The sequence below is a fragment of the Paraburkholderia sp. genome, from assembly GCF_050742655.1.
Taxonomy (GTDB): Bacteria; Pseudomonadota; Gammaproteobacteria; order Burkholderiales; family Burkholderiaceae; genus Paraburkholderia.
The window spans coordinates 73,474-88,413 of sequence record NZ_JBOIGG010000010.1; the positions used below are offsets into that span (position 1 = coordinate 73,474).

The following is a 14,940-nucleotide window of genomic DNA, read 5'->3' on the forward strand; positions in this document are numbered from 1 at the left end:
TCAATGCAGCGCACATGCGCGCCGCATCGGAATGCCTAGGGTGCAGACGCGGCCGACGGCGCCGAAGCAGCCACCGTAGCCGACGCTGCCGGCAACGGCGCCCGCGGATCGTATTTGCCCGCATACAGACGGTCACCGTAGCCCTGCGCGATCTGATCGTACTTCACGCGTGCGCTCTGCGCGAACGGCTCGCGCGAACTGAAAATCGTGCCGATCCCGACATGCTCATACGCGGACAGCACCTCCTGCCCGACGTCGTAAAGCTGCGCGTTCTTCGCTTCGCAAACCTGCAGCTGCGCGGCACGTGCCTTCAACGCGCCCTGCTGCCGCTCCTGCTCCGCGCCGCGCGTGCGCAATGCGGCGACCTGTTCCTCGTACGCGGAGCGGTACTTCGCGAGCTGCTGGCTGTCCTGCGCGTGGGCCGCCTTTTCAGCGGACAGCTCCCGTTGCATCGCCGCTTGCGCATCGGGCTTGCCCTTCGACGCGGCGAGTTCGGACTGCGCGGCCTTCAGATCGGCGAGCGCCTTGTCGCGTTGCTGCTCCACCTGCGCGCGATCCGCCTGCGATTGGGCCTGCGTGTCCTGCAGTTCGCGCAGCTGCTGCGTCGTCGTGCGCAACTGGCTGCGCAGACGGTCTTCAATGCTTTGCGCATGCGCCGGCAACGCGGCGCCCAGCAACGCTGACGCACACAAGGTCGCAGATAGAGCGCGAACCGGGAAGCAGGCTGTTCCGATGACTGGCTTCATGGCGGGCCTCAGAAGCGTGCGTTCAGTTCGATCTGCAGCACGTCGATCGACACCGGCGGCCCGTACACTTCCTTCGCGCTCAGATAACGCGCGGAGAGCCACGTATCGCGCGCGACCGCATACGCGGCGCCGATGATGTAGCCGCGCGCATTCGTGCCGCCCAGATGGAAGTCGGGATCGGTGAACGCATCGAGCGTCGCATCAGGCTGCAGATACTTGTACGCGATCGAGAAATTCCACTGGCCCTTGCTCTTCGGATCGGGCTCGCCGATCGTCGCCTTCGCCATGTAGCCGTTCGGGCCGCTGCGGAAATCCGATTGCGTCGGGGTCGCGGAGCTCGATTCGTAGTTGTTCACGGGCAGCGTCGCCGCGCTGAACGCCTTGTTTTCGTTGTACGCGAGGTTGCGCACGTACTCGCCGTCGAGCCGCAGCTTCACGCGATCGGCGACGACCGTGTCCCACTGCGCCTTCACGTCGAAGAGCCGGTAGTTGAATGCCAGCCCGAACAGTTGCGGATCGGGCGTCAGGCCCGGCGCGAGGTTCGGGTTCTGCGCGATGTTGCGCAGCGCGATCAGCGTGTTGCCGCCCTGCATGAACGAGGGTGCCTCGTTGTCGGTGCTGCAGCTCGTCTGGCCGAGATAGACCGCGCACGGCGACGACAGCGTGCCGCGCATGTTCTGGAAGTCGTAGTACGCGAACGCACCCTTCACACGGTTCTGCTCGTTGATCTTCCATTCCGCGCCGAACTGCGCGCCGAACATCCACTTCGTATCGCTGCCGGCCTTCGAAATGCTTGTCGACGGGAAGCTTTCGGCCGTGTACTGGATCGGGAACACGCCGAGCGTGCCGAACAGCGTGACGTCGGGATCCGCGGGCAATGCGTGACGGAAATTCGCCGCGAGGCCGTCCATTTCGAGGTCGTTCGAGAACAGCAGGTCCGACGAGAAGAACGGATTGTCGAAACGGCCACCGGTGATGTTCAGCCACGCCGTCGGCTGATACGCGATGTAGGCCTTGTTCAGCCAGATGCTCTTTTTCGCGAAGCCGCCGCCCGCAGTTGCGGTGGTCGACACCGGGCCGTTGTCATTGCCGCTTGCGAACTGCATGCCGGCCGTGAACTCGTCGGACAGCGTCGCAGTGACGCCGAGGCGGGCGCGATAACGTTCGAGGTTGTTGCGATTCTGCGTCGTGTTGAGCGTCGGCGGCAGTGTCGTGTTGGTGTTCTGATTGATGTCGAACGGACTGCCCGCGTTGATCGCCGCGAAGTTCGTCAGGCCAGTCGCGTTGCGGCTCGAATAGAAGTGATATTCGTCGCGCACACGCAGATCACCGTCGAGCTTGATCCGCGACACCCAGTCCGGGAACGTGTTCGGCTGCGCCCAGTTCTCGGCCTTCGCCTGCGCGATCACTTCCTGCTTGACCTCGGACTTGATCTGGTCGCGCACGACCTGCGGCACGTACGGCACCGCGACGTCGCCGGGCTGCGTCGGGCCGTTGACGATTGCCGCACCCGCCACCGCAGCGGTGCCTGCGCCCGCACCTGCACGCGATGCATTCGCGGCCTTCACCTGCGCGGCCTCGGTACGTGCCTCGTGGATCAGGTCGTTCGCGCTCGCCTGCGTGATCACGCCGCGCTTCACGAGCAGGTTGATCAGGTTGATCACCGTGTTTTCGGTCGGCGACGCGTTACCGGTTGCGGCCTGATCTTCGAGCGACTGCGCCTGTGCGGCCGCTGCGAACGCGAGACCGAACACCGCGACAGCGATGCGCGAGCCGCGCAGCAGCGGCTCCGCGCGTTGAGGATTGCGGCCACCCCGTGCCGTCCTGATCTGCATTCCCGTTCTCCACTTGAAGTCGAATTGCCTGCGTTGCATACCGTTTTCCCGAGGCCTGGCGTCAGGCCGGCTGTTTGCCGTGCAGCTTGACGAGCTTCGGATACGTCGCGCCGGGCGGCGGCTCGTCGACCTTCCCGAGCGCCATCAGCGCGCCGACGACCGCGTCGTCGAGCTTCGTATCGCCACTCGACTGCACGACCGCCACCTTCGTGATGCTCCCCGAAGGCTCCATCCAGATGTTCACGTTGATGTCGAAGCGCGAACCGCCCTCGTCCTGCACGTTTTTGTCGCGCTCCAGCGCCTGCTGAAGCAGGTAGCCGAGATACCGCTGATACGTCGCGTTGCCGAAGTGCCCACCGCCACCGCTGCCCGCCATCCCCGACCCATCGCCCGCACCGATGCCGAAGTTGTCGGTGCCCGCCTGCGCCGGCGCGTTCATCGTCATCTGCTTCGGCTGGTTGTCCGATGGCTTCGGTGTATCGGCGGGCTTCGGCACGTCCGTCGGCTTGTCGACCGGCGTCTTCACGTCGACCGGCTTTTCAGGCGGCGGCTTCTGCGGCGGCGGAGGGGGCGGAGGCGGCGGCAACGGAATCACGGTCGTCACCTGCGGCGCTTCGGCACGCTTCACGCCGGTCGTATCGCTCGCGAAATGCCAGATCACCGCGGCGAGCGCGACCAGCAGCAGCACGATCACCACCGGCTTGATGAAGCGCCCCGGTCCCTTGCCAGGACCGCCGTTGTAGGTCATTTCCATGATCGGCCGCTCGCCCTAGCTCGCCTTGCTCTTGCCGGTCACGAGACCGACCTGCGACAGGTCGAGACGTCGCAGCAGATCGAGCACGTCCATCACGCGCTGGTACTGCACGGTCGCGTCACCCTTCAGCACGATCGGGAAATCCGGCGTCAGCGCTTTCTGCGTCCGCAGCCGGTCTTCGAGTTCAGCCATCGTCACCGGGTATGCGTCGAGAAAAATCTGCCCCGATTCCGCGACGGTGATCGCCTTGGTCTTCGGCTTCGCGAGACTCGTCGCCGAACTCGCCTTCGGCAGATCGACCTTGATGCCCTGCACCGACGCGGTCGTCATGATGATGAAGATGATCAGCAGCACGTACGCCAGATCGAGCATCGGCGTGATGTTGATGTCGTCGTAGGGCTTGTCGTCGTCCTGAACCTGCATCGCAGTTCTCCCGGTTCAATCCGTTTCAATCCGCGGCGAGCGAATGATCGACCGAGCGATGCGCTTCGGCGAGCCGCGTGACGAATTCGTCGACGAACACCTGCATGTTCGCGGTCACGTTCTTGTTGCGGATCAGCAGGTAGTTGTAGCCAAACAGCGCGGGAATCGCGACGAACAGACCGGTCACCGTCGCGAGCAGCGCAGCCGCAATACCCGGCGCGATCGCGTTCACGTTGACGTCGCCGGCCGCGGCGATCGCCGCGAACGTGATCATCACGCCGACCACCGTACCGAGCAGGCCGAGGAACGGACCGCCGGAAATCGCGATGGTCAGCAGCACCATCGACTTCGACAGCCGCTGGTTCTCGCGCACGAGCGTCGCATCCATCGACGCGCGGATCGCTTCGATCGATTCGGCGGTAATCACCGTGCGGCCGTTGCCATCGACGCGGCTGTGAATCTCGTCGACGCCCGCCTTATACAGGCGATACAGCGACGAGCGATGCAGACGCCGGCCTTCGTCGGTCTTGTCGTCCGCGTGCGCGAGCCCGACCAGATGCTTGCCGGCCACGGCGCGGAAGCGCTCGATGAAGAAGTTGTTCGCCTTGTCGACGGTGCCGACGTAGGTCGCCTTCGTCCACATCACGACCCACGATATGAACGCCATCAGCAGCAGGATGCCGATCACGACCCATGCATCGACGGTCACCGAATGCACGATCACGCCGAAGTAGCCGAAGCCGAAGCCCGACTGCTTTTCGTCGGCGCCGTAGTCGATCAGTTTCGATTCCGCACCTTGCGACAGCGTGTCGATCGCGAGCGCCGCGGCGGAACGCGCGACCTTCGACAGACGCAGTTCGTCGATCTCGCCGGTGAAGCCGGCAAAGGGTGCCCCCCCAGCCGCAGGCGCAGGTGCATTCGCGACGTCGCCGCCGACCGCGGCCGCGCTGTTGAGCGCAGGCAACGCACCGGCAGTCTGTGCAACCTGCTTGCCGCCGACGTACAGCGTGAGGTTTTTGCTGTCGGCCGTGAACGCGATCTCGCTCCATTGATTCGCCGTGACCGGCTGCGGCCCGGTCACGTGCACCGGCGCGGCGCCACCGTCGATCTCGGCGAACGGCACGCCGTTGTCGAGCCCGACGAGCAGCGCGTTCGCACCGTCGCGGCGGGCATACAGCAGGGTTTGCGGTGCGAGAGCGGTGGGCTTGACCCACGCGCTGAACGTGAACGCGCCACCGGCCGCGACGTTCAGCGACGGGCTCGCCGGCAGATTCAGCGGGCTTGACCCGTTGAACTGCGCAGCCTTGCCGACGATGCCGTCCTCGGCGATCCGGGCGGGCGAGCTCTGCGCGTTGTTCGCATACGCCGTCACGTCTTTCGGCGGCGCACCAGCCGCGCCGTTGAAGTGATAGACGAGCGTGTAGTCCGCGTCGAATGTCTCGGCGGCCCTGGCGCCGTCCGGCGCCTTGGTGTTGCCGTAGTACATCCACATCGGCTGCGTCGCGCCCGCAGGCAGTTGCGGCACGTCGACCCAGATCAGCGCGACGCCCAGCACCGGGTCGTACTGTTCGATGTGATAGTTGAGCGGCGTCTTGTCGTCGGCGGCGACGAAGCGGATGTCGGCGCCGCTGTCCTGCAGGCCGTCGAACTGGAAGTTGCCCGAGTGCAGCCGGATCAGCAGCGGCGTGCGGCCCGCGGCATCGGTGAGATTGGCGCCCTTCGGCCCGGTATCGATCGTGATCGCCTTGCGATACGACCAGTCGTTCTGCCACCACGCATGCGCGATCCCCGGCAGGCAGCCGAGCAGCGCGGTCAACAGCATGAGCAAAGCACGTTTCACAATCTTCTCCCTCTCAAGCCAGCTCGTTGCGCGAGCGTGGCCAATACCGGTCCCGGTCAGAAACCGAGTCGCACATAGAAATCGAAGCGGGGGCTGTACGCCCGCGTATAGACACCCGAGCGCAACGGCCAGCCGGCCTCGAAATCCGCGCTCGCGTACTTCAGCAACTTCACGCGCGTGCCGAAGCCCGCGCTCACCAGGTTGAACGACGACGTCTGCTCCGGCAGCGGGCTCAGCAGCCACAGATGCGCAGCGTCGACGAACACGTGAAAGCGCCACTCGTCGAGTGCGCTCCCGACATACGACGCGAGCGACGGACTGCGCAGTTCGATCGATCCGATCACGCCGCTGTCGGCGGTGTCCTCGGCCTGCATGTAGCCGCGCACGCTCGTCATGCCGCCTGCCGCGAACTGTTCGCTCGAGACCAGCGGCGAGCCCGAGATCTGCACGCTCACGTGCGCGTTCGCCTGAACGTCGTGCGGCAGGTTCTGCGTGTGATTGACGTCGAACTTGCCGTACACGAAATCGGGTGTCGCGTTGAAGCGCTTGTTGTCGAACTGGTCCCACGTGCTGCCGAGGCCGCGAATCCCCGCCGTCATCGACGCGGAGAAGGCGGTCTGCGAATTCTTCAGGTTCAGCTGGCTGTTGTAGGCGAGCGTGATCGGCACGTAGGTGAGCGGCGCCGACGACCCCTGCCCGCCCAGGCTCACGTTCTCGTCGTAGTGCTTGTGGTCGATTTCGACGCTGACCGAATGCGCATACGTGTCCGTCGAAGGCAGCGTGTAGATCGCGGTGAAGCCGTACGACGTGCCCTTGCCGAGCACGCTGGTCCCGCCGAGCGACGCGACGTTGCTGTCCGAATGCAGCACGGTGCCGAGCAGGCTCCAGTGCGAATCACCGAGCGGCGCGAGGTACGAGAACGAGTACACGCGCGTGTCTTCCGGATGCTGCGGCGCGAGCAGGTAGGTCGCCGACACCACGTGCCCCAGCTGCCACAGGTTCGAATAACTGACCGTCGCGCTCGTGCGCAGCGTCGATGTGCCGGGGCTGTTGTCGTTGTTCACGTCGAGCGTGCCGTGCGCCGGATTGTGATCGTCGACCTTCAGGTCCACGTCGACGGTCTGCGGCATCGCGCCCGGCTTCAGTACCGGAATCACCTGGCGGTCGGCGGAACGGTTCAGGTCGCTTAACTGCTGCTGCGCCTGCGTGAAATCCGGCACCTTGCCTTCGGCGAGCGCAGGCACTGCATCGCGCACGTTTTGCGGCGAGTAGTACTTCGCGCCTTCCACGCGCAGACGTCCCACCTTTGCCTCCACGACCTGCAGCACGATCACGCCGTTCTTCACCTGCTGCTGCGGCAGCTCGACGACGACTGACTGATAGCCCTTGTCCTGGTACACCTTCTGCAATGCATCACGCGCGGCGTTCACGTCGTCGAGCGAGCGGCCCGGACCTTCGAACGGGTAGACCGCTTTCTCGATGTCGAGCGACGGCAGCACCGTGTTGCCACGCACGATGAATTCGTTCACGTCGAAGCTCGACGGCTGGGTCGAGTGCGCCGGAGCGTTCGCCGTGCTGCCTGCAGCCGCCTGCGCATGGGCAGTGCCGGTGGCCAGGACGACGCTTCCCGCGAACAGCGCCGATACCCAACCAAACCGCCTGCCAGTTGCTTCCCCGTGACTCGCGGGCGCCATCACGCCACTCCTCTCTGATTCGATTGACTGTGTCGACCCGCGTGGCGGATTCAGTGGATTTTTCAAGTCGTGCACGATACAAATTTCTAAAGTCGGGATCGTGACCTGTTGTACGTACAGCGAAGCGTTTCGATCCTGCCCGCATTCGGTACGCATTTTTTTAGGTGTTCTGTGCTGCATTTCGTCCCGCGTCTGGTCTGCCCGGCTGAACGAAAATCCGGCCATCGTAGCGGCATGCCATGTCTGTTTCGCGCCGAAAAATACGTAACTTCTGTCATCCGAAGCAAAGCGCGGAGCGGCTACTATCGACAGCCGCGAGGGAACGCGAGAGACACTCGGGTGCACGGGGAACGCATGCAGGTACGCCGCAGCGAAGCACGCATCGAACGACGCGCGGCGCATCACAGGCCTGTGCGCAAAAGGAAACCGGTGACGCGCGAACGCGGCGTTGCAATCGTGACGGTGCTGCTGATCGTCGCGCTCGTGGCCGCGCTGGCCGCGAGCCTGCTGTGGCGCGAGTGGGTCGCGGTGCGCGACGTCGAGAACCAGCGCATCGCGACACAAACGATGTGGGTAGAACGCGCGGCCGTGGAATGGGCACGCGCGGAGCTGCGGGTGCAGACGTCGACGTCGGGTATCACTCACACGGGGCAGCGCTGGGCCGTACCGGTGCAAGCCACCCATCTGGCCGACCTGCTGCCGGCCGACGTCGTTGCGGTGAACGGCGAACTCGCGCAGGCGACGATCTCCGGCGAAGTCGAAGATGCGCAGGCGAAATTCAACCTGATGAACCTGGTGGCCCGGCCCGGCCCGAGCGCACCGTTCCAGATCGATCCGGACGGCCTTGCGGCGTACCGTCGACTGCTCAGCGGCGCAGGGCTGGACCCGGCGCTCGCGAAACCGACCGCCGACCATCTGCTGCGCGCGCTCGCGATTGGCCCCCGCAATGGCAATGGGGGCGACGCGGACGACTGGCCGCTGCAGCCCACTTCCATCGACGATTTCGCCAGCGTTCCCGGCTACGACCCGCACACGATCAGCACGCTCGCACCGCTCGTCACGGTGCTGCCCGACACGACCATGGTCAACGCGAACACGGCGTCCCCCGAAGTGCTCGCCGCCGCGATTCCGATGCTGTCGCACGGCCAGGCGGATGCGCTGATCACCCGACGCAATACCGCGTACTTCGTCAGCACCGGCGACATCGCGACCACGCTCTACTCGACGCTCGGCAACGGACAGTTGCCGCCGGGCTCGCTAGTGGGCGTGACCAGTGGTTATTTCATCGTGCATTGCCGGATCCGGTCGGAGCGTATCAACATGCGGATGGACACGTTGATCGCGCGGTACGGGATCGGCGATATCAGCTGGACCGTAGTGACGTGGGTACACCGGTTGAGCGGCTGACCTTACCGCCCATTGCAATCACATGTCGCGTCGCTCGAGGCGAGTCGATATATCTATATTGCGCAGCATCTCGATCACCGAATTCCAGTAATCGATCGGAATCAGACACGCCACCGGCTGACCATATTTGGTCACCATGACAGGGTGAGTGCTTGCCTCTCGCAATGCTTTGGAGGGGTTCCTGCTGAAATCGCGCGTGGCCATGCTGACGGCCTGTTGCCAAAAGAATTGCTTCACCTGTCAGTCCTTATAGAAGGTCTTCTGGCGGGCACGTATCCCCGATTGCCGAAGCCCGTCGGGAGAAACCGCGGTGCTTCAAGACCCTGACCTTATTCGTGTGATTCATTCTATAGACGAGTAAATTGTTTAACAACTGATTAATACAGTGCTTCAAAGAATATCTTTTCGAGATTCGAATTATTAATTTATCGCGACAGAATGTACGTATAAAAGATGGGATAGCGGGGCTCTAATATGGGGTGATACGTATCATTCAACATCAAGTATTCACAATCCGGGAAACCTGCGCGAGTGGTCTTTAGTAAATCAGGTTCTGGTCGAATTGATTATGCGAAATGCATTAAGGTCGCCGCACGCTGAAACTACCGATACCCGTGCTCATCACCAGCATTCGCACGTCGCCGGAATACAGCGTCACCGTGACCGGCGCGTCGATGCTTTCCTCGCCGAATACGACACGCTGCGTCGTGCTGCCGCCGGTATAGCGGATCGATACGCCGGTGACTTCCGCCCCCCAGCGATGCGCGCCGAGCACGCTGTCGGCGAGCGGCTGCCAGCTGCCATTCGCGGCACGCCGCATGAAGCGATAACCACCGCCGACCGGTTGCCACGCGATCGGCGTCGAACGGATCTGCGCCTCGTCGACTGCGGATTCGAACAGCATCGAAAGCCGCTGCGCTTCCTCGGTGAGATCGGTCCTGCGGTTGTGCGTCGGCGCGAGCGAGACGATCGCAATCAGCAGCCCTGCGATTAGCAGCACTACCAGCATCTCGAGCAGCGTGAAGCCGCGCTCGCCTCGCCGCTTGCGAAAATCGCGCATCGTTCAATGGACCAGGTTGTTCAGCTCGATGATCGGCAGCATCACCGCGAGCACGATCACGAGTACCGTGCCGCCCATCGCGAGAATCAGCAGCGGTTCGAGCAGGCTCGTCAGGAACATCGTGCGACGCTCGAGTTCCGACGCCTCGCCGGCCGACGCGCGGTCGAGCATCGTCGTCACGTCGCCGGTCGCTTCGCCCGAGCGGATTAGATGCACCAACACAGGCGGAAACGTTTTCGTATTGCCGAGCGCGCGCGACAGCGATGTGCCTTCGCGCACGCGCACGATCGCATCGCTGACGAGCCCGCTCATCGCGCGGTTGCTGAGCGTTTCGCCCGCGGCCTGTAGCGCGCGCAGGATCGGCACGCCGGCCGCGATCAGAATGCCCAGCGTGCTCGCGAAACGCACCGTGTTGTAGCCGCGCACGAGATTGCCCGCGAGCGGCGCGGTGAGCAGCCAGCGATCGAATGCGAGGCGTGGGCCGGGACGCGACAGCGTCGCGCGCACGAAGTAAGCAATGACCGCGACGGCGAGCGCCATCGCCCACCACCAGTGACGCACGACGTCCGACAGCGCCATCATCAGCACCGTGAGAAACGGCAACTGCTGCTTCGTGCTCGCGAACACGTTGACGACCTGCGGCACGACATAGCTCAGCAGGAACGCGACGATACCGAACGCGACGACCGTCACGACCGCCGGGTACGTGAAGGCGAGCGTGATTTTCTGTTTGAGCGCATTGCGCTGTTCGATGTAGTCGGCGAGACGCGACAGCACGAGGCCGAGCTTGCCGGTATGTTCACCGGCCGATACGAGCGCGCGATAGATGTCCGGGAAATCGCGTGGATGTTGCGCGAGCGCATTCGCAAACGAATGGCCGCCGAGCACTTCGCTGCGGATCGCGGCCATCAGTTCGCGGATGTAGTCGCGCTCGGCCTGATCGGTTAGTACCGACAACGCTTCGTCGAGCGGCAGGCCCGCGATCAAGAGACTCGCTAGCTGACGCGTGAGCAGCGCCTGTTCGCGCTGCGACAGCTTGCGTCCGAAGCGGGCTGCGGCTGCGTTCTGGCCTGCGGCGCCGCGTGTGCGTCCGGCGGCGGTCGTGACCGTCATCGGGACCAGACCCTGCGCGCGCAGCTGGCTGCGTACCGAGCGCGCGCTGTCGCCGTCGAGTACGCCCTTGCGCGCTTTGCCGGCCGTATCGATGGCTTCGAAACGGAATGCGGTCATCGTGGGTTCCTCTGGGTACGGTGCTTCTCAATGCTTCTGATTGCTTCTCGATGTTTCGATGCGAGCAGGTCGTAAATGGCAGGTTAAGCAGCGCGATTGGCACCGCGTGTGACAGATTGTGCGCATCACGTGCGCTGGCTCTGGAAGTGAAAATGCGTACCGGCGAAGGCCTTCGCCGGTACGCACATTGCTGCTAACTCTTTCCCTGCACGGCACGTTGCATGCCGCGTTACGACCTGATTGCTTTTGTTCCGTTGAGAGGGCTTCGGGATGGACGCTGTCTAAGCGTCGTGGGTCCGTCGGCGGTCTACGCGGAGTGAAGCGTCATCGATTAACGGCCGAGCGTACCGCAGACCGAGTTGCCGATGTTCAGGTTGTAGCCGTTGGTGTTCCCGAGGATGTCGCTGTTGATCGCCGTTTGATACGAAGTCGGGACCGTATCGAAACCGTTGTTGTGCAGAATGGCCGCGTACGTGGTGCTGCCGTAGTGGGCCGTCAGGAAGTTGATCAGACGCGCGCGCAGCAAGGCCGTCTTGTAGCACTGGCTCACGATGATGTTGCTCGTGCCCGAGATCGGATAGCCGGCGGTCGGATTCGAAATGGCGATCCACGACGGGTCCGTCTTGCTGATGTTGGCACCCGGCACCCAGTTGAACGGATTGGCTTCGGCAGCCGCACCACTCGGAGCCGCCACCGAGCCCAGTGCTATCGTCGCGTTCTGATACGTCGGGGCAACGTCGGCGTTCGTATGCGAGTTGCGCAGGCTGGCCACCGTCAGCGCGTTCGTCGCGTTCGGCGAGGACGGCGCAAGCGTCGTGTTCGTGTAGTCCGGGCTCAGGTAACCGAATGCAGCAGTCGCCGTCGGCGTGACGTTGCGGTACGCCACCAGTTGGGCGGCTACGCCACCGCTACCCGTCGCGCCGATGAAGTTCGCCGGCACCGTGGTGAAGTTGCTTGCAAACGTCTGCGTTTCGTTGAACGTGACGTTCGAGTTGCCGCCAGTGCCGGTCGTGCAGACCGCGGCCAGGTGGCGCGTCAGCAGGTCGGTCGTGCCGCTGCCGTCAAGGCGGTACACCACCTGAATCGGCGTGCTGACCGTCGTATAGACGGAGCTCGTCGTCGGATTGATGATCTGGTTCCAGTTCGTGATCTTGCCGGAGTAGATACCGCACAGGTCATTGTCGTTCAGCGACACCGTGCCCGTCACCGACGACGGTTGAGCCACATAGGGGACCGTGATCGGCGTGACGATGTACGGCAACTGGATCAGCTTGCCGTCGGTGGCCGTACGTACATACGAGCCCGTCGTGTCGACTTGCGTCAACGACAGTGCCGCGTCGCTGTTCGCGAAATGCACCGTAACGGTCGACGCCAGGCCGAACTGGGTCGCGTCGTTGTTCAGGAATGCCTTCTGACCGGCGCCGCTGCCAACCGAAGCGTAGCTGAGGCCGCCGCCAAACTGCGTGATTTCCAACCCGATGCTCGGAGCCACGAGCGACGAGCCGCCGCCGACGAGGGTTGCCTGTGCCATCGCTGCCGATGCGCCGAGTGCCGAGAATGCGAAAACGACTGCGGTGCAGATCTTGCGCTTGCTGAATTTCATCGCTATTCCTTCTGGATTGTCCAAGGGGAAGCTACGGAATACAGACGACTATTTCGTCGCTCTGCCATGCCAAATATATGTTTGAGTTCCCTGGTCATGGATTAAATGTGCGTGAATTACAGGAGGCGGTTTGGCAACAGATTGTGCTTAACTTTCCAGATGCTTTTATGCGAATTGATTCATAACTAATTGCGATTTACTTTGCTGATTATTGGACGATGACTGGTGATTTTTTGATCTGCCAAGCAAAGCTCGCGGATCAGACTCAGGCCATACCGGAATCGTTGGCTGTCTGCCCGGCAACTTCGCAAACGGGTATGAGCGCATATGCCGAAAGGGGATTCGCCGCTGCGGATAGTTCGCAACGGCTCATCTGTGTCGTAGCGCTACCAAGGATGAGGTTTCTACCTTCCCAGACCGCTACGTGCGGTTGTGTTGCCGACGTTACGGTTCAAGCCGTTAATGTTCGGCAGGATGTCGACGTTGATCGCCAACCGATACGAATCCCGAATTCACAATCTAGATCGCACGGCAATTAACCAGGTTAAATCTCAATGAACCTTGCAAGTCGAATTGGCAACCGAATCTACGTAACTTCGTCTTACGCAATCACGAATGCTGAGAGCTATCAAGCGTTACGCATGCCTTCACATGCACCGCGACCAGCTCGATCGCAGACTCAGCATCCAATTGTGCGCTATCGACCACGAGTTCCGCCCTCTCCGGCGGTTCGTATGGCGACGAGATACCGGTGAACTCGGCAATCTCCCCACGCCGGGCGCGCCGGTAGAGCCCCTTAGGATCACGCGCCTCGCACACGGCACGATCAGCCTCCACGTAGATCTCGTGGAACGCATCGCGAGGTGCGAGCCGCGCAACGGAACGCCCCTCGCGAAACAGCGAAATCAACGCGACGATCGCGATCATCCTCGTATCGACCAGCAGCGCAGCCACCTCGCCGACCCGGCTCACATTCTCCGCGCGATCATCGGCGTGGAACCCGAGATCACGATTCAGGCCAGTTCTCAAACGATCGCTGTCGAGCACCATCAACTTCATACCCGGCATCGAACAGCATCTGCTTGATGCCCGAAGCGATCGCCGACTTGCCGGCACCCGACAGTCCCGTCAGCCAGATCACCGCACCGCGATGACCATGCCGGCGTTCACGTTCCACGCGCGTCGGCGCAACACAATCAGGCACCCGCGCCCTCTTCGTCTTCTGCGGTCTGATCGGGCGAGCGCCGCTCCCACATGCCGCCGTGCGGCGTCACGAGGCTCGGCGTCTGAAACCATTGCTCAGGCGACAGAATCTCCGCGCGGCGCACGCGCGGAATCACCTGCACGTCGAACACCTCATCGACACCGTTGAAGAAATGCAGAATGCCCAGCACGCTACCCGTATTTGCATCGAGCGCGGCGACGCCCGCCATCAATTCGCCTTCGTCCTCGATCGGCAACCCCTGCGGACCACGCTTGTCGCGCAGCTTCGACAGGCCCACGAACAGTACGCCGCCGTACTCAGTAAGACCATGCGTAAAGCCAGGCAATGTCGCCAGCACCGTGACCTTGCCCGACTGCGGATCAACGCGCAGCACACGTCCGCGACCGCCTTCGAGCACATACAGGTGACCGTTGATCACGCGCGGCGAATGCGGCATAGAGAGCCCTTCCGCGACGATGCGTCCGCTCGGCACCTCCATCAAGATGCCGCCATGCGCCATGTCCTTGCGCCAACCGTACGGTGTATTCGTCCGGCCGAGCGCGGTGACGAAGCGCACCTTGCCGTCTTCCATCGCCATGCCGTTCAGATGGCAGCGATCATCTGCCGCAAACTCCGTGATGAACGGCGGCTGCCAGAGCGGCGTGAAATTGTAGAACCCGTCGATCACCGAAATGCACGAGAAACGCGTATTGACTGCGACCACGACCTGTTTGTTGAACGCCATGTCGTGCAGATCGCAGTACGCGGTGAAGAACGACACGCGCGGTACGAACACCGCGTCGTAGTGATCCGGGCGCAGCGGATACTCCGCGGCAATCGAGCGCACGTTCGCGTAGATCATCAGCTCACGCGCGGTAGCGATCGCGAGCCGGTCACCGCTTGCGGCAAGTCCTATCGAGCGCGGTAGCAGGCACGCCGACAACGTCGGCACGCCGTTATCGACGCCGAGTAGCGCAACACCCGATGGTCTGCGGCTGATGGCAAGCGTGCACTGCAACGCTTCGAGCACCGGCAGGAAGCGGCCTGTATCGCGCAGATTGATGAACGGCTGCGCGTCATCGGGCGAGGCCTGCGTGGAATGTTTTTCCTCGAGCAGAGTCAAGTCGTCTTTCCTTTTGCGATC

The 14,940-nt window shown here is 63.0% G+C and carries 14 protein-coding genes; 1 reads left to right on the plus strand and 13 read right to left on the minus strand.

Translation table 11 applies throughout. The features are described 5' to 3' along the window. Positions 1 to 35: 35 nt before the first annotated feature. The 6 genes from ACREXZ_RS15885 to ACREXZ_RS15910 form a co-directional block, all read right to left on the minus strand. Positions 36 to 746, minus strand: a complete 711-nt coding sequence (locus tag ACREXZ_RS15885) for a hypothetical protein (RefSeq protein ID WP_431765052.1) — start codon at positions 744 to 746, stop codon at positions 36 to 38. An 8-nt stretch (positions 747 to 754) separates the two neighbouring features. Then, positions 755 to 2,581, minus strand: coding sequence for a putative porin (locus tag ACREXZ_RS15890; protein WP_431765053.1), 1,827 nt, complete (start codon positions 2,579 to 2,581; stop codon positions 755 to 757). A gap of 61 nt (positions 2,582 to 2,642) precedes the next feature. Further along, positions 2,643 to 3,335, minus strand: coding sequence for a TonB family protein (locus ACREXZ_RS15895; protein WP_431765054.1), 693 nt, complete (start codon positions 3,333 to 3,335; stop codon positions 2,643 to 2,645). Positions 3,336 to 3,350: 15 nt separating this feature from the next. Next, entirely contained in the window at positions 3,351 to 3,758 is a 408-nt protein-coding gene (locus ACREXZ_RS15900) for an ExbD/TolR family protein (protein ID WP_431765055.1), read from the minus strand. 25 nt (positions 3,759 to 3,783) lie between these two features. Continuing rightward, on the minus strand, positions 3,784 to 5,598 hold the full coding sequence (locus tag ACREXZ_RS15905; RefSeq protein ID WP_431765056.1) for a DUF2341 domain-containing protein: 1,815 nt from the start codon (positions 5,596 to 5,598) through the stop codon (positions 3,784 to 3,786). A 56-nt stretch (positions 5,599 to 5,654) separates the two neighbouring features. Further along, on the minus strand, positions 5,655 to 7,292 hold the full coding sequence (locus ACREXZ_RS15910; RefSeq protein ID WP_431765057.1) for a ShlB/FhaC/HecB family hemolysin secretion/activation protein: 1,638 nt from the start codon (positions 7,290 to 7,292) through the stop codon (positions 5,655 to 5,657). 429 nt (positions 7,293 to 7,721) lie between these two features. Here ACREXZ_RS15910 and gspK point away from each other — a divergent pair, with 429 nt between their 5' ends. Then, on the plus strand, positions 7,722 to 8,699 hold the full coding sequence (gene gspK / locus ACREXZ_RS15915; RefSeq protein WP_431765058.1) for a type II secretion system minor pseudopilin GspK: 978 nt from the start codon (positions 7,722 to 7,724) through the stop codon (positions 8,697 to 8,699). Positions 8,700 to 8,717: 18 nt separating this feature from the next. Here gspK and ACREXZ_RS15920 read toward each other — a convergent pair whose 3' ends face one another. The 7 genes from ACREXZ_RS15920 to ACREXZ_RS15950 form a co-directional block, all read right to left on the minus strand. Further along, positions 8,718 to 8,936: a type II toxin-antitoxin system prevent-host-death family antitoxin gene (locus tag ACREXZ_RS15920; protein WP_431765059.1), complete on the minus strand. Its 219-nt coding sequence runs from the start codon at positions 8,934 to 8,936 to the stop codon at positions 8,718 to 8,720. A gap of 343 nt (positions 8,937 to 9,279) precedes the next feature. Then, positions 9,280 to 9,759 (minus strand): GspH/FimT family pseudopilin, encoded by a 480-nt coding sequence (locus ACREXZ_RS15925; RefSeq protein WP_431765060.1) that lies wholly within the window; start codon positions 9,757 to 9,759, stop codon positions 9,280 to 9,282. A gap of 3 nt (positions 9,760 to 9,762) precedes the next feature. Beyond that, positions 9,763 to 10,989, minus strand: coding sequence for a type II secretion system inner membrane protein GspF (gspF, locus tag ACREXZ_RS15930; RefSeq protein WP_431765061.1), 1,227 nt, complete (start codon positions 10,987 to 10,989; stop codon positions 9,763 to 9,765). Between the two features lie 331 nt (positions 10,990 to 11,320). Next, positions 11,321 to 12,592 (minus strand): substrate-binding domain-containing protein, encoded by a 1,272-nt coding sequence (locus ACREXZ_RS15935; protein ID WP_431765062.1) that lies wholly within the window; start codon positions 12,590 to 12,592, stop codon positions 11,321 to 11,323. Between the two features lie 609 nt (positions 12,593 to 13,201). Beyond that, positions 13,202 to 13,651: an adenylyl-sulfate kinase gene (cysC, locus tag ACREXZ_RS15940; RefSeq protein ID WP_431765063.1), complete on the minus strand. Its 450-nt coding sequence runs from the start codon at positions 13,649 to 13,651 to the stop codon at positions 13,202 to 13,204. Next, positions 13,599 to 13,796, minus strand: a complete 198-nt coding sequence (locus ACREXZ_RS15945; protein WP_431765064.1) for an adenylyl-sulfate kinase — start codon at positions 13,794 to 13,796, stop codon at positions 13,599 to 13,601. Before ACREXZ_RS15945 ends, cysC begins: the two co-directional genes overlap by 53 nt. Further along, positions 13,789 to 14,919: a TIGR03032 family protein gene (locus ACREXZ_RS15950; protein ID WP_431765065.1), complete on the minus strand. Its 1,131-nt coding sequence runs from the start codon at positions 14,917 to 14,919 to the stop codon at positions 13,789 to 13,791. Before ACREXZ_RS15950 ends, ACREXZ_RS15945 begins: the two co-directional genes overlap by 8 nt. Positions 14,920 to 14,940: the final 21 nt, after the last annotated feature.

Coding starts and splice junctions, on each gene's coding strand:
- gspF (WP_431765061.1), bottom strand. CDS start 10,989: ATGACCGCATTCCGTTTCGAAGCCATCGATACGGCCGGCAAAGCGCGC.
- ACREXZ_RS15890 (WP_431765053.1), bottom strand. CDS start 2,581: ATGCAGATCAGGACGGCACGGGGTGGCCGCAATCCTCAACGCGCGGAG.
- ACREXZ_RS15910 (WP_431765057.1), bottom strand. CDS start 7,292: ATGGCGCCCGCGAGTCACGGGGAAGCAACTGGCAGGCGGTTTGGTTGG.
- ACREXZ_RS15925 (WP_431765060.1), bottom strand. CDS start 9,759: ATGCGCGATTTTCGCAAGCGGCGAGGCGAGCGCGGCTTCACGCTGCTC.
- ACREXZ_RS15895 (WP_431765054.1), bottom strand. CDS start 3,335: ATGGAAATGACCTACAACGGCGGTCCTGGCAAGGGACCGGGGCGCTTC.
- cysC (WP_431765063.1), bottom strand. CDS start 13,651: ATGAAGTTGATGGTGCTCGACAGCGATCGTTTGAGAACTGGCCTGAAT.
- ACREXZ_RS15900 (WP_431765055.1), bottom strand. CDS start 3,758: ATGCAGGTTCAGGACGACGACAAGCCCTACGACGACATCAACATCACG.
- ACREXZ_RS15935 (WP_431765062.1), bottom strand. CDS start 12,592: ATGAAATTCAGCAAGCGCAAGATCTGCACCGCAGTCGTTTTCGCATTC.
- ACREXZ_RS15885 (WP_431765052.1), bottom strand. CDS start 746: ATGAAGCCAGTCATCGGAACAGCCTGCTTCCCGGTTCGCGCTCTATCT.